At 61.9% G+C, this 13224-nt stretch carries 15 protein-coding genes; 8 read left to right on the top strand and 7 right to left on the bottom strand.

What is annotated here, in order from left to right:
- Positions 1 to 108: 108 nt before the first annotated feature.
- Complete coding sequence (locus GQX66_RS19390) at positions 109 to 480, bottom strand: YajD family HNH nuclease (RefSeq protein WP_007944009.1); 372 nt, start codon at positions 478 to 480, stop codon at positions 109 to 111.
- A gap of 49 nt (positions 481 to 529) precedes the next feature.
- Positions 530 to 1216 (bottom strand): hypothetical protein, encoded by a 687-nt coding sequence (locus GQX66_RS19385; RefSeq protein ID WP_240870549.1) that lies wholly within the window; start codon positions 1214 to 1216, stop codon positions 530 to 532.
- A gap of 79 nt (positions 1217 to 1295) precedes the next feature.
- Here GQX66_RS19385 and GQX66_RS19380 point away from each other — a divergent pair, with 79 nt between their 5' ends.
- Positions 1296 to 1580, top strand: coding sequence for a hypothetical protein (locus GQX66_RS19380; protein WP_039772629.1), 285 nt, complete (start codon positions 1296 to 1298; stop codon positions 1578 to 1580).
- Here GQX66_RS19380 and GQX66_RS19375 read toward each other — a convergent pair.
- Both GQX66_RS19375 and GQX66_RS19370 read right to left on the bottom strand, forming a co-directional pair.
- Complete coding sequence (locus GQX66_RS19375; protein ID WP_007956482.1) at positions 1577 to 2050, bottom strand: cyclic nucleotide-binding domain-containing protein; 474 nt, start codon at positions 2048 to 2050, stop codon at positions 1577 to 1579. The two genes, GQX66_RS19380 and GQX66_RS19375, sit on opposite strands and share 4 nt — an antisense overlap.
- A 108-nt stretch (positions 2051 to 2158) precedes the next feature.
- Positions 2159 to 4213, bottom strand: coding sequence for a S9 family peptidase (locus tag GQX66_RS19370; RefSeq protein ID WP_240870547.1), 2055 nt, complete (start codon positions 4211 to 4213; stop codon positions 2159 to 2161).
- A gap of 99 nt (positions 4214 to 4312) precedes the next feature.
- On the opposite strand from GQX66_RS19370, the gene GQX66_RS19365 reads away from it, so the two are divergent.
- Genes GQX66_RS19365 through GQX66_RS19355 form a run of 3 tightly spaced genes read left to right on the top strand, consistent with a single transcriptional unit; the run spans position 4313 to position 6162 of the window.
- A complete protein-coding gene (locus GQX66_RS19365) occupies positions 4313 to 4813 on the top strand; it encodes a hypothetical protein (RefSeq protein WP_007956485.1) in 501 nt (166 codons plus the stop codon).
- Between the two features lie 16 nt (positions 4814 to 4829).
- Entirely contained in the window at positions 4830 to 5606 is a 777-nt protein-coding gene (locus GQX66_RS19360; protein WP_007956486.1) for a class II glutamine amidotransferase, read from the top strand.
- Between the two features lie 13 nt (positions 5607 to 5619).
- Positions 5620 to 6162, top strand: coding sequence for a DUF2937 family protein (locus tag GQX66_RS19355; RefSeq protein WP_007956487.1), 543 nt, complete (start codon positions 5620 to 5622; stop codon positions 6160 to 6162).
- A gap of 133 nt (positions 6163 to 6295) precedes the next feature.
- On the opposite strand, the gene GQX66_RS19350 is transcribed toward GQX66_RS19355, so the two are convergent.
- Positions 6296 to 7207, bottom strand: coding sequence for a LysR family transcriptional regulator (locus GQX66_RS19350; RefSeq protein WP_129972841.1), 912 nt, complete (start codon positions 7205 to 7207; stop codon positions 6296 to 6298).
- 145 nt (positions 7208 to 7352) lie between these two features.
- Between GQX66_RS19350 and GQX66_RS19345 the strand changes: the two genes are divergently transcribed.
- From GQX66_RS19345 to GQX66_RS19330, 4 genes are read left to right on the top strand one after another with little or no spacing between them, the layout of a single operon-like run.
- Complete coding sequence (locus GQX66_RS19345) at positions 7353 to 8639, top strand: MFS transporter (protein ID WP_085747200.1); 1287 nt, start codon at positions 7353 to 7355, stop codon at positions 8637 to 8639.
- Between the two features lie 60 nt (positions 8640 to 8699).
- Positions 8700 to 9452 carry a 5-oxoprolinase subunit PxpA gene (locus tag GQX66_RS19340; protein WP_085747199.1) on the top strand — a complete coding sequence of 251 codons (753 nt, stop codon included), beginning with the start codon at positions 8700 to 8702 and terminating at the stop codon, positions 9450 to 9452.
- On the top strand, positions 9449 to 10153 hold the full coding sequence (gene pxpB, locus GQX66_RS19335) for a 5-oxoprolinase subunit PxpB (RefSeq protein ID WP_085747198.1): 705 nt from the start codon (positions 9449 to 9451) through the stop codon (positions 10151 to 10153). Before GQX66_RS19340 ends, pxpB begins: the two co-directional genes overlap by 4 nt.
- Positions 10150 to 11067 (top strand): biotin-dependent carboxyltransferase family protein, encoded by a 918-nt coding sequence (locus tag GQX66_RS19330; protein ID WP_134022983.1) that lies wholly within the window; start codon positions 10150 to 10152, stop codon positions 11065 to 11067. Before pxpB ends, GQX66_RS19330 begins: the two co-directional genes overlap by 4 nt.
- A 78-nt stretch (positions 11068 to 11145) precedes the next feature.
- Here GQX66_RS19330 and GQX66_RS19325 read toward each other — a convergent pair whose 3' ends face one another.
- Both GQX66_RS19325 and GQX66_RS19320 read right to left on the bottom strand, forming a co-directional pair.
- Positions 11146 to 12324 (bottom strand): VWA domain-containing protein, encoded by a 1179-nt coding sequence (locus GQX66_RS19325; RefSeq protein WP_016771218.1) that lies wholly within the window; start codon positions 12322 to 12324, stop codon positions 11146 to 11148.
- A 12-nt stretch (positions 12325 to 12336) separates the two neighbouring features.
- Positions 12337 to 13182, bottom strand: a complete 846-nt coding sequence (locus tag GQX66_RS19320; RefSeq protein WP_007911294.1) for a MoxR family ATPase — start codon at positions 13180 to 13182, stop codon at positions 12337 to 12339.
- Positions 13183 to 13224: the final 42 nt, after the last annotated feature.

Below are 13224 nucleotides of genomic sequence, written 5' to 3'. Positions count from 1 at the left end.
TTCAGGATCTGCGGTGCTGATCGTTCCCACGCTCTGCGTGCGCTTTGGGACGCGGAGCGTCCCGGGCTGCATTCCCACGCGGAGCGTGGGAACGATCGGAGTGGTGGCTCAGTCTTCTTTTTTCATGAGGCCGGCCAGCGCCGCAAACGGATTGTGCGTCGCCTTGGCGATTTTCGGCGTGCTCAGCGAGCCTTCGCCGAAGTACTGCTGGTCGGTGTAGCGCGAGTGTTCGTTGTCGTGGCAGTACAGGCACAGCAGTTCCCAGTTGGAACCGTCCTGCGGGTTGTTGTCGTGGTTGTGGTCGCGGTGATGCACGGTCAGCTCGCTCAGGCGCTTGCCGGAAAACTCACGGGCACAGCGGCCGCACACGTGCGGGTACATCTTCAGGGCCTTGTCGCGGTAGCCCATTTCCTTGTCGCGCTGGTTGTCGGCGAGGATGCGATCCAGCTTCGAAGTGTTGGTCGGGGTGGACGAACTCATGGGTTCACCTTTGTAGAAAGACTAATGACGGTTATGAGGCAAGTTTAGCTCAGCCCTTGAGCTTCTCGGCAATCCAGATCGTGTGGCGCGTGCCCTTGTTGCCGTGGGCGAAGACCTGGACTTCCTCGGCCTTGAAACCGGCCTTCTTCAATTTGTCGGAAAACTGCCGGTCGGCGCTGGCCGACCACACCGCCAGCACGCCTTTGGGCCGCATCGCCTTGGCGCACGCGGCAAGGCCTGCGGCGGAATACAGCCAGCTGTTGGCTTTCTGGGTCAGGCCTTCGGGGCCGTTGTCGACATCGAGCATGATCGCGTCGAAGCCGTGGGGCTCGCTTTGCAGCACCTTGGCCACGTCTTCCTGGCGAATCACCGTGCGCGGATCGAGCAGCGGGCGTCCGGACTTTTCACCGAGCGGGCCGCGGTTCCACTCGACCACGCCGGGCACCAGTTCGGCGACCACCACTTCGGCGCTCTTGTCCAGATGCTTGAGCGCGGAGGCGAGGGTGAAGCCCATGCCCAGACCGCCGATCAGCACCCGCGAGTTCGGCCGGCCGGCGACCTTGCGGCACGGAATCTCGGCCAGCGCGTCTTCGGAACCGTGCATGCGGGTGTTCATCAATTGGCCGCCGTCGCCGCCCTGGATCTTGATGACGAAGTCCTCGCCATACTCGAACAGGCACAGGGCGCCACCGTTGTCAGGGATCGGCGTGGTGTCGAGCAGAACGAAACGTTTCATGGAAATCTCTACAGGGGGGAAGGCAAGCCGGCGCGTTGGGAGTAGCCTGAAGGCAGACTTCAGGCCAACGGAGCCCTTGATGAAGCGCACCATTCTAACGGTCATTACCCTGGCCGCGCTCTCGATAACTGCCGTACAGGCGCAACAGACGATTCCCGTCAGCCCGACACCGCAACCGGGTTCGCCCGGTACGGCGACGCCGACCCCGTATCCGCAGATCAGCCCGGTGCCGATTCCCAAGGCCGGCCCCGGCAGTGGCGGCCCGCCGCTGGTGCCGATCGAAATGCCCAGCCCGCCGACCAAGGATCAGCCATTGCCGGGCCTGGAACAGAACGACAGCAAACCCAAATCCCCGGGGGGCTAGATCTGCTGGGCGGCGAGCTGGCCGTCGGCCATGCGCAGGCGTTTGGAGAGGGAGACGGCGAGGGCGCGGATGATCTTGGCGGCGATCTTCGGCGCGTCGTTGAGCATTTTTTCCAGCGAATCCTTGCCGAGGTTGAGCAACTGACAGTTGCTCGCCGCGACGCATGTTGCCGAGCGGCGTTCGCCGTCGAGCACGGCCATTTCGCCGAACGCCCGACCGCTACGCAGGGTGGCCATGGTCACGACCTGGCCGTCGCCACCGGTTTTCTGCACGGCCACCTGGCCGGTGTGGATGATGCACATGAAACTGCCGGCATCACCTTCGCGAAAGATCGCTTCGCCTTCAGCCACGGTGCTGATGCTGAAGTAGCCCGAAGCGGCGGCAAAATCCGCCAGTTGCAATTGATCGAACAGGCCGCAGTCCATCAGCCAGTCGCGGATTTCATTGTTCAGTAGAGTGGGTTCTGACATGTCGTGCGGTCTTTTTGTTGTGTCGGGTGGCAGGCTCGCCACCGGGGGCCGATCTGCTTATCGGCTCCCGGTGCCCGGAATTAAGACCTGACTGACCGGCGGAGTTCCTCAGGCAATGCCCAGAACCTTGAAAACAAATGCATATTCGAGCGCTACGTCACGTAATCCCTGATAACGCCCGCTCATGCCGCCGTGGCCGGCGCCCAGTTCGGTCTTGAGCAGCAATGGATTGTCATCGGTCTTGGTCGCGCGCAATTTCGCCACCCACTTGGCCGCTTCCCAATATTGCACGCGACTGTCGTTGTAGCCGGCGATCACCAGTGTTGCGGGATACGCCTGTGCAGTGACGTTTTCGTATGGCGCATAGGCCTTGATCCGCTCGTAGGCCTCCGGCTCTTCGGGATTGCCCCACTCGTCGTATTCAGTGACGGTCAGCGGCAGATCCGGGTCGAGCATGGTGTTGAGCACGTCGACGAACGGCACTTCGGCAATCGCCACACCAAACAGATCCGGACGCTGGTTGAGCACCGCGCCGATCAGCAAGCCACCGGCGCTGCCACCACTGATCGCCAGCTGTGGCGCGGTAGTGATGCCGTTGAGGATCAGGAATTCGGCGCAGGCAATGAAGTCGCTGAAGGTGTTGTGCTTGTGCTCCTGTTTGCCGGCGCGGTACCAGGCTTCGCCCAGCTCACCGCCGCCGCGCACGTGGGCGATGGCGAACGCCATGCCGCGATCCAGCAGGCTCAGGCGGGCGTGGGAGAACCACGGGTCGAGGCTCGAACCGTAGGCGCCGTAACCGTACAGGTACAGCGGCACCGCTTTGCCGACCATTTCCCGTTTCATCACCAGACTGATCGGCACCTGGGTGCCGTCCGGTGCGGTCGCCCACAGGCGCTGACTGACGTAGGCGTCGGCGTCGAACGGGCCGAGCACCGGGGTTTCCTTGAGGACGGTCTGTTCGCCGGTGGCGAGGATCAGTTGCCGAACCTGAGCCGGACGATTCAGCGCTTCATAGCGCAGGCGGATGCGGTCGCTTTCGAATTCAAGGCTGTTTTGCACGTAGAGGCTGTAGGCCGCGTCCGGCAATTGCACGCGATAAGGCGCCAGGCCGTGTGGGCGAACTTCGATGATCGGCAGGCCACCTTCGCGCAGGCTCAGGGTCAGGGCTTCGGCGTTGAGGGTCACGCCATCGAGCATCACCGAATCGCTATGAGGGATCAGGTTCTGCCAGTCGTCTTCGCTCGGTGCGATGCCGGTGTCCGGCGCCTGATACAGGGCGAAGTTGATGCCGTCGCGGTTGGTGCGGATAAACCAGGTCCATTCGCCATCGAGCTTGCCGTGGTCGACGTCGTACTCATGATCCTCGACCCGTGGTGCCAGGCAAGTAAACGGCTGCTGCGGCTGATTGGCGTCCAGCGCCCAGACTTCGCTGGTGGTCTTGCTGCCCAGGGACAACAGCAATTGCTGCTCGGAGCTGGCGCGGTAGCAATGCAGGAAGAAACGCCCGTCCGGCTCGTGGAAGACCTCTTCGGCGGCGGTGCCGTCCAGACGATAGCGGAACAGTTTGTGCGGACGATGGGTGTCGTCGAGTACGCCGAAGAACAGCGTGAGGCTGTCGTTGGCCCAGGTCATGCTGCCGTCGCAGTCCTGGAATTCCAGTTCGCTGACGCGTTCGCTGGATAACTCCTTCACGAACAACGTGTAAATCTCGTCGCCCGAGGCATCGACGCTGTAGGCCAGGCGCTGGTGATCCGGGCTGATGCTGAACGCGCCGAGGGAGAAAAAGCCGCCGTTGGCCAGGGCGTTCGGGTCGAGCAGCAGTTGTTCGCGGCTTTCGTCGAGGGTCAGGCTGTCGTCGGCCGGGCGCGGGCAGCGGTAGTGGCGGGCGTATTCGTCACCCGCTGTGGTGCGGGTGTAATACAGGTACGGGCCCCATGGCGACGGCAGGGACAGGTCGGTTTCGAGGATCCGGCCCTTGATCTCTTCGAACAGGTTTTCGCGCAGTTCGGCCTGATCGGCGGTCTGCGCCTGCTGATAGTCGTTTTCAGCCTTGAGGTAGTCGAGCACCGCGTCGGTGTCGCGTTCCTGCAGCCAGGCGTACGGGTCGTGGCCGGCGGCCTTGTGGGCAATCGGGGCGCTGCTGACGTTGGCGGATACGGGCATGGAAAGCTCTCGGACATGACAAATAAGGGCCGCACGGACGGCGGGGAAGCCTGACGTGCGAAAAGTCGTTACTATAAGCGCCTCTTTGCCTGCCTTGCCATGGACACCATGACCGAGAACGACTATCTGATCGCCTGGGGCCTTTACGCCTTTGCCGCCGTGGGCTGCCTGCTGGTGTGGATGCGCATGACCCGCTGGATGTGGCGCTGGCTGCGCGAGCCGCTGCGTGTATTGATGGCGGTGTTGCTGTTCAGCCCGACCATCATTGACCCGGTGAAGGAAAAATTCGCCCCGGCCATCGCCATCACCGCGCTGGATCTGGCGTTCAAGGTCGGCAACAACGCCTGGCGCGCGATTTCCGAATTGCTCATGTACGCCATGATCGCGTTCGGCCTGTACCTGATTTTCGTGCTGATCCGCCTGCCGATCGAGCGCGCCTCCAAGGCCCGCAAGGAACAGGCTGAAGCCGCCCGCGCAGCGGCCCGTGCCGATGACGAGCGTGACGCCGATCAACCGTTCGGCGGTGCCGGCGATGACCGCTACGGTCGCCCGCCGGTGCCGAGCAATCCGCAGCGCATGCGGGTCGAGCCGCGTCTGTAATCACGAGAGTCCGCACATGTGTGAATTACTGGGCATGAGTGCCAACGTGCCGACCGACATCGTGTTCAGCTTCACCGGGCTGATGCAGCGCGGTGGTCGCACCGGTCCGCACCGCGACGGCTGGGGCATCGGTTTTTATGAAGGGCGCGGCTTGCGCCTGTTCCAGGACCCGGCGGCCAGCAGCGAGTCGGAAGTCGCCAATCTGGTGCAGCGCTATCCGATCAAGAGCGAAGTGGTCATCGGTCATATCCGCCAGGCCAACGTCGGCAAGGTCTGCCTGTCCAACACCCACCCGTTCGTCCGCGAACTGTGGGGGCGCAACTGGTGCTTTGCGCACAACGGCCAGCTCGCCGACTTCTCGCCGATCAAAAGTTTCTACCGCCCGGTCGGCGATACCGACAGCGAAGCGGCGTTCTGCGATTTGCTCAACCGTGTACGTGCAGCGTTTCCGGAACCGGTCGATATAGAAGTGCTGCTGCCGGATCTGGTCGCAGCCTGCGCCGAATATCGCAGCAAAGGCGTGTTCAACTGCCTGCTCAGCGACGGCGACTGGCTGTTCTGCTATTGCTCGACCAAACTGGCGCAGATCACCCGACGCGCACCGTTTGGCCCGGCGCGGCTCAAGGACGTTGATGTGATCGTCGATTTCCAGGCCGAAACCACGCCCAATGACGTGGTCACGGTGATTGCCACCGAACCTTTGACTGAAAACGAAACCTGGACCCGCTACGAACCGGGCCAATGGAGCCTGTGGCGACGCGGCGAATGCGTCAGCCAAGGCACGACCGAATAAGGATTGCACCCCCATGTTGCTCAGTTATCTACGGCTGGTGTTGTTTGCGGCGGGCCTGTTGATCGGTGTCCAGGTGCCGGGCTTCATCAACGATTACGCCAAGCGGGTCGAAGCGCACCTGATCGAGGCGCAGACCGGTCTGCGCGGCTTCCAGGGTACCGCCGAGCAGTTTTTCAAGGGTGATATCCAGGCGCTGGTCGCCCATTACCGTGCCAGCGAAGATCCGGTGTTTCGCAGTGATGCCGACAGCCTGAGCACCTTGCTCAACCGTCAGCTGGCGCTGGACAAGCAATTCCAGGCGATGCAAGGCCCGTGGTACATCCGCTTCCTGCAAGTGGTGCTGGCCGCCGACCCGGACATCCGCAAGGAAACCTGGAATGGCTACAGCTACCAGATCCTGCTGACGCCTGAAGCGATGATCTGGGGGATGAGCGGCGCGCTGCTGCTGTCGTTCGGTCTTGAATGCCTGTTCCGTCTGATCGACTGGGTGGTGCTGGGCGGCAAGCGCCTGCGCCAGAGCCGGCCGATCGAAGACCGGGATGTGCGCGGGCTCTGAGCCTTATGAAGATCGTTCCCACGTCGAGGCGTCGAACCGTCTGCGTGGGAATGCCTCAACGGACGCTCCGCGTTCGGCTTGCGAGGGACGCGGAGCGTCCCGGGCTGCATTCCCACGCAGAGCGTGGGAACGATCAACTTAAAGCGATGTAATCCTTGCCCACCTTGCGCGCATACCCCTCAAGCACCTGCTGACACAGCATCACAATCTCCTCGACCCATTCCACACCGACCCGCCATGACACCACGACTTGCAGGTTCGGTGGACGCTGTTCGATGTCGAGCAAAGTCAATTCCCCCCGCGCCAGTTCCTCGGCCACCAGCACCGGCGGCAACGCGCCAATGCCGAAGCCGTCGCGCAACAGCCGGGTGATCGCCGACACCGAATTCACACAATTCAACCTTGGCGCCAGCACGCCCTGGGCCTGCATCAGCGCCAGGATGTCCTGGTGCGGCCGGGAGTTTTTCGAGTAAGTGATGATCCGCTCCTGCGCCAGGTCGGCGAGGCTTTGGTAGTCGCGGTTGTAGATCGAATGGCTGGCGACGATCCAGCCGATGGGGTGGCTGGCCAGTTCGAGGCTGCGCACGCTTTCCTGGCGCACCAGATCGGTTTGCAGGATCAGATCGAGAAAGCCTTTTTGCAGCTGATCGCAGAGGTTCAGCGAGGTATCCGCCACCAGCTCGATTTCCACCCGTGGATACAGATCGGTCATTTGCGCCACCAACGGGCTGAGCCAGGTGTGAATCACCGTGTCCATCACTCCGATGCGCACTCGGCCGACCTTGCTCGATCGGGTCTCGATCGACTGCTTCAGCGCCTGCATCGTGTCGAGCATCTGCTCGGCATAGTCCAGCACTTTCAAACCTTCGGGCGTCAGGCTGACGCCGCGTGAATCACGCAGGAACAGCTTCACCCCGAGCTCACCTTCGAGCACCGCGATCCGGCTGGAGATCGAGGCCTGGGTGGTGAACAGCTTGTCGGCGGTCAGGCGAAAACTTTTCAGCCGGGCGACCCAGACGAAGGTTTCGAGAAACTTCAGGTTCATGGCAACAAATTTTTCTTATGTCTTGGGCAGGTTTTTATTCGTTGGACGCGACCGGGTGACGCACCCAAGAATCGACGCATCCGGTTCCCACGATAGGCGTCGTCGGAGCTTCGAACAAGACCAATAAAGCCTGCGGAGACATGCCATGAGTGCGCCCGACACCCTCGACCTCCCCAAGACTGCGGCCCGTCCCGGCCCATTCGACTGGTATCGCAACATCAATCAGCAGGAGCGCCGGACCTTCTGGAGCTGCAAGATCGGCTACGGTCTGGACGGCATGGACACCCAGATGCTCAGCTTCGTGGTGCCAACCCTGATCGCGATGTGGGGCATCACCACCGGCGAAGCCGGCCTGATTCATACCAGCACCCTGATCGCGTCGGCCATCGGCGGTTGGGTGGCGGGAATTCTCTCCGACCGCATCGGCCGCGTGCGTACCCTGCAACTGACGGTGCTGTGGTTTGCATTCTTCACTTTCCTTTGCGGCTTCGCCCAGAACTACGAACAGCTGTTGATCGCCCGCACCTTGATGGGCTTCGGTTTCGGCGGTGAATGGACCGCCGGTGCGGTGCTGATCGGTGAAGTGATCCGGGCCAAGGACCGCGGCAAGGCGGTGGGCATGGTGCAATCCGGCTGGGCCTTGGGTTGGGGCCTGACAGCGATTCTGTATGCGCTGCTGTTCTCGGTGCTGCCACCGGAAGACGCCTGGCGCGCACTGTTCATCCTTGGCATCGTGCCGGCGGTGTTCGTGATTTTCGTCCGCCGTCTGGTGAAAGATCCGGAGATTTACCGCGAAGCCAAGGCCAGACAAACCCCGCAAAGCCCTTCGAAGTTCTACGAGATCTTCGCCCCCGGCATGCTCTTCACCACGATCCGCGCCTCGTTGCTGACCACCGGCGCCCTCGGCGGTTACTACGCGATCACCTCTTGGCTGCCGACGTTTCTGAAGAACGAACGCGGCTTGAGCGTACTCGGCACCGGCGGCTATCTGGCGATGGTGATCATCGGTTCCTACGTCGGTTATGTGATCAGCGCCTATTTGACCGACCTGTTGGGCCGCAAGAAGAACTTCATCCTGTTCGCGGTCGGCTCGTTCACCATCGTTCTGCTCTACACCCAATTGCCGGTCAGCAACGGCGTGATGTTGTGGCTGGGCTTCCCGCTGGGCTTCTTTGCGTCGGGGATTTTCAGTGGCATGGGCGCGTTTCTCACCGAACTGTTTCCAACCCGGATTCGCGGCTCGGGGCAGGGCTTCTGCTACAACATTGGCCGGGCGCTGGCGGCATTGTTCCCGCTGCTGATCGGGCTGCTCAGCCAGAAAGTGCCGCTGAGCGTAGGCATCGGTGCCTTTGCGGCGGTGTCCTACGGGGTGGTGATCCTCGCGGCGTTGAGCCTGCCGGAAACCCGTGGCAAACAACTGGACGCGCAGTAACTGATAACCTGCGACAACGCCCTACGATAAAAAAAGACAAAAGCTACAGGAGTGTTCACCGTGAGCCGCCTGCTATTGAACTGTGACATCGGCGAGAGCTTCGGCAGCTGGACCATGGGTCTGGACGCGGAAGTCATGCCCTTCATCGATTGCGCCAACATTGCCTGCGGTTTTCACGCCGGCGACCCGAGCATCATGCGCAAGACCGTCAGCCTGGCCCTGAGCCACGGTGTGCAGATCGGCGCGCATCCGGCCTATCAGGATCTTGTGGGGTTCGGCCGACGTTCCATGGCTTACACCGCCCAGGAACTGCAAGACATCCTGCATTACCAGATCGGCGCCCTCGACGGCATTTGCCGTGCCCAGGGTGGCAAAGTCAGTTACGTCAAACCCCACGGCGCGATGTACAACGACATGATGGCCAACCCGGCGCAGTTGCGGGCGGTGATTCAGGCCGTCGCGGCTTACGATCGCAGCTTGCCACTGATGCTGATGGCCACCCGCGACAATACGGCCGCGCAACAGCTTGGCGACGAATACGGCGTGACCCTGTGGTTCGAAGCCTTCGCCGACCGCGCCTATGACAGCGCTGGCAGACTGGTTTCGCGACAACTGCCGGGCGCGGTGCATCACGATTCCGAAACCATCATCGCGCAAGCGCTGACCATCGCTCGTGGCGACAACCTCACCGCCAGCGACGGCAGCGCGCTGCACCTGCAAGCCAACACGCTGTGCGTGCACGGTGACAACGCCAGTTCAGTGGCCGCCGTGCAACGCATTCGTCAGGCCCTGAACGAGCAGAGCGCGCCATGAATCCGCGGGTGGAAGTGGTAGCGCTGGATTGCCTGATGCTGCGCCTGTTCGATGAAATCGCCGAAGCCAACATGCCGTGGATGCTCGCCGCCAGTGAGCGGTTGCGCACGGTGTTCGGCGCACATCTGATCGATCTGGTGCCGTCGTACACCACGTTGATGGTGCATTACGACCTGACCGAATTGAATCCGGGTCAGGCCCGGGAACTGATCGCCGAAGCGCTGATCGACCTGTCGCCAAATGCGCGAACCGGTGGCCAGTGTCATGTGTTGCCGGTGTGGTACGACCTGAGCGTCGGCCCGGAATTGAGCCTGCTGTCGCAACGCAGCGGTTTGGCGGTGGAAGAAGTGATCCGCCTCCACAGCGCTCGCGAGTATCAGGTGTTCGCGCTGGGATTCGCACCGGGGTTTGCCTTCATGGGGCTGGTGGAAGAAGTCCTGGCAGCACCGCGTCTGAATACCCCACGCAAGAAAGTCGCCGCCGGCAGCGTCGGCATCGCCGAGCGGCAGACAGCGGCGTATCCGGTGGTGTCTCCCGGTGGCTGGAATCTGATCGGTCGCACGCCGGCAAAACTGTTCGACCGTGAACGCGATGGCTACAGCCTCATGCAGCCCGGCGATACCGTGCGTTTCGAAGCGGTGAGCCATGCCGAATTCATCCGTCTGGGCGGTGACGACACGCCTCTGGAGGCCCTGGCATGAGCCGACTGACGATTGAAGCGAGCACGCCGTTGTGCCTGTTGCAGGATGCCGGACGGTTTGGCGTACGCCATCTGGGCGTGACCCAGGGCGGTGCGGCGGACTGGCGGTCGATGGCCTGGGCCAACTGGCTGCTGGGCAATGGCCTGGACTTGCCGGTGATCGAAATCACCCTCGGCGGGTTTACGGTGGTGGCTGAAGAAGATTGCTTGCTGGCATTGGCCGGCGCCGATCTTGGCGCGCAGATCGACGGTGAAGCGCTGGCGCCGTGGCGCAGTTTCAAACTGCGCAAAGGGCAGACCTTGAAGTTCACCCAGCCGTTGCAGGGGGCGCGGGCCTATCTGGCGGCGCCCGGCGGTTTCAGTGCGCCGAAAGTGCTGGGCAGCAGTGCCACGGTGGTACGTGAGGAACTCGGCGGTCTCGATGGTTTTGGCTTGCCATTGGCCAAGGGCGCTTCGCTGAGTTATCAGGGCGAAACCCTATTGGTGCGTGAGGTCCCGGCGGAGCATCGACCGGACCTGCGTCTCGACGCGCCGCTCGATCTGGTGCTCGGCGCGCAGATCGGTCAGTTCAGCGGGCAGAGCCTGTTCGATGCATTCAACAGTGCCTGGACGCTGGACAGTCGCGCCGATCGCATGGGCATTCGCATGCTGGGCACGGCGTTGCAGTATCAAGGCCAGCCGATGATTTCCGAGGGCATTCCGCTGGGCGCGGTGCAGGTGCCGCCGGACGGGCAGCCGATCGTTTTGCTCAATGATCGGCAGACCATTGGCGGCTATCCACGATTGGGAGCATTGACGCCGTTGGCGCTGGCCCGCTTGGCACAGTGTCTGCCGGGGGCGAAGGTCAGATTGCGCCCGGTGGTACAGGATGTGGCACACCGGGAACACGTCGAATATCTAAAGCGCTTTACTTGATCGTTCCCGCGTCGAACGCGTCTGCGTTTGATCGTTCCCACGCAGACGGTTCGACGCCTCGACATGGGAACCATCCGCTTACTTGGACAGAAACCGCATCCCTTCTTCCAGCCCGCGCAACGTCAACGGATACATCTGATCCTCGATCAGATCCCGCACGATATTGGTCGACGAGGTGTAGCCCCAAGTGTCCTTCGGGTACGGATTGATCCAGATAAGCTTCTTGTACTTCTCCATGAAGCGCTGCATCCACACGTAACCCGGCTCTTCGTTCCAGTGCTCGACGCTGCCGCCGGCCTGGGTGATTTCATAGGGCGCCATCGCGGCGTCACCGATGAAGATCACTTTGTAGTCGGCGCCGTACTTGTGCAGCAGGTCCTGGGTCGACGTGCGCTCGGAAGTGCGGCGCATGTTGTTCTTCCACACCGATTCATAAATGAAGTTGTGGAAGTAGAAGTACTCCAGATGCTTGAACTCGGTCTTGCAGGCCGAGAACAGTTCCTCGCAGATCTTCACGTGGGCGTCCATCGAGCCGCCGATGTCGAACAGCAGCAACAGTTTCACCGTGTTGCGCCGTTCCGGGCGCATCTGGATGTTCAGCAGCCCGGCATCCTTGGCGGTGTGGTCGATGGTGCCGTCGATGTCCAGCTCTTCCGCCGCGCCCTGACGCGCGAATTTGCGCAGGCGGCGCAGGGCGACCTTGATGTTGCGGGTGCCCAGTTCCACCGAGTCGTCGAGGTTCTTGTACTCGCGCTGATCCCAGACTTTCACCGCTTTGCCCTGGCGCTTGCCAGCATCGCCGACCCGGATGCCTTCCGGGTTGAAACCGCCGGAGCCGAACGGGCTGGTGCCGCCGGTGCCGATCCATTTGTTGCCGCCGGCGTGACGTTCCTTCTGTTCTTCCAGGCGTTTCTTGAACTCTTCGATCAGCTTGTCCAGACCGCCGAGGGACTGGATCTGCGCACGTTCCTCGTCGCTCAGCGAGCGCTCGAACTCCTTGCGCAGCCAGTCTTCAGGGATCAGCGCCTGCAAGTGATCGTCGAGCTTTTCCAGGCCATTGAAGTAGGCGCCGAACGCACGGTCGAACTTGTCGAAATGCCGTTCGTCCTTCACCAGGATCGCCCGCGACAAGTAGTAAAACTCGTCCATGTCGGCGAAGGTCACACGCTGTTTCAGCGCGTTGATCAGGTCGAGCAGCTCGCGCACCGACACCGGCACCTTGGCTGCACGCATTTCATTGAACAGGTTGAGCAACATGGCATCAGCCTCTTAGCGGGTGCCGCGACGGCTCATGAACGCCAGGCGCTCAAGCAGTTGCACGTCCTGTTCGTTCTTCACCAGCGCACCGGCCAGCGGCGGGATGGCTTTGGTCGGATCGCGTTCGCGCAGCACCGCTTCGCCGATGTTGTCGGCCATCAGCAGTTTCAGCCAGTCCACCAGTTCCGAGGTCGATGGCTTCTTCTTCAGGCCCGGCACCTTGCGCACGTCGAAGAACACGTCCAGCGCTTCGCTGACCAGGTCCTTTTTGATGTCCGGGTAGTGAACATCGACGATTTTCTGCAGGGTGGTGCGGTCGGGGAAGGCGATGTAGTGGAAGAAGCAGCGGCGCAGGAACGCGTCCGGCAGCTCTTTCTCGTTGTTGGAGGTAATGATGATGATCGGACGCTTCTTGGCCTTGATGGTCTCGTCGATCTCGTAAACGTAGAACTCCATCTTGTCGAGTTCTTGCAGCAGGTCGTTGGGAAACTCGATGTCGGCCTTGTCGATTTCGTCGATCAGCAGGATGACGCGTTCTTCGGACTCGAACGCCTCCCAAAGCTTGCCCTTCTTCAGGTAGTTGCGCACGTCGTGGACTTTTTCATTGCCCAGTTGCGAGTCACGCAAACGGCTGACCGCATCGTACTCGTACAGGCCCTGATGGGCCTTGGTGGTGGACTTGATGTGCCAGGTGATCAGCTTGGCGCCGAACGATTCGGCCAGTTGCTCGGCGAGCATGGTCTTGCCGGTACCCGGTTCGCCCTTGACCAGCAGCGGCCGCTCCAGGGTGATGGCGGCGTTGACCGCCAGCTTCAGGTCATCGGTGGCGACGTAGGCCTGGGTGCCTTCGAACTTCATCTGCTAATCCTCGAACGGTAACGCCGACCTGAACGGGCAGGG

It is taken from the genome of Pseudomonas sp. B707, from assembly GCF_022496685.1.
In the GTDB taxonomy this organism is placed as follows: domain Bacteria; phylum Pseudomonadota; class Gammaproteobacteria; order Pseudomonadales; family Pseudomonadaceae; genus Aquipseudomonas; species Aquipseudomonas paraglycinae.
Note: the sequence above shows the minus strand (reverse complement) of the source record. Positions and strands in the feature narration are given on the sequence as shown.